Source organism: Capnocytophaga sp. oral taxon 338 str. F0234 (assembly GCF_000192225.1).
GTDB lineage: Bacteria > Bacteroidota > Bacteroidia > Flavobacteriales > Flavobacteriaceae > Capnocytophaga.
Genome location: NZ_GL872413.1, coordinates 473,756 through 474,302 on the forward strand (window position 1 = coordinate 473,756; position 547 = coordinate 474,302).

At 34.4% G+C, this 547-nt stretch carries 1 pseudogene; it reads left to right on the forward strand.

The window, feature by feature from the left end:
- Window positions 1–199 precede the first annotated feature (199 nt).
- Window positions 200–547 (forward strand): annotated as a pseudogene (locus HMPREF9071_RS02245) (phage baseplate protein); the annotation flags it as partial.

The window sequence follows — 547 nt, forward strand, 5'->3', positions numbered from 1 at the left end:
TCACTAAAACTATCCCTTTTTTGCAAATAAAAAATAACTTTTCTTATGCCGAACTCACGTTAGATAAGTGTATCTTGCTAATCTTCTACTCATCACGAATTGCCTTATTTTACTTACACTTTCAAAAATATTTCTTATTTTTCTTCAAAATGATTTGTTTAATTGCATTATTTTTCGTTTATTTGCCCTCAAATTAACAATGATACCCAAATTGCGTATGGAATTGAAAGATATGAAAATCAAAACCTTTAAGGAGTTTTTAGAAGACAAAACTAATCCTGTGGTTTATTGTCTGCTCAGTTCTAATGGTAAGGACTTTTTAGCCAGAGAAAGCTATAAGGTTGAGCTACATCAATATAACTGCCAGCACGATACTTTCACCATTGAAACTCCCGAAGACTCATTTGACAAGTTCCATGAGTACATTATGGAGCACTCTCGAGACCTGCTCGGTGAGCCTCTTACTATTAAGTTCTACCAATACGGCAAAGTAGTACAGCACTTTTCAGGGATTATCACCAGAATTTATTGCAAACGACAAACAGGC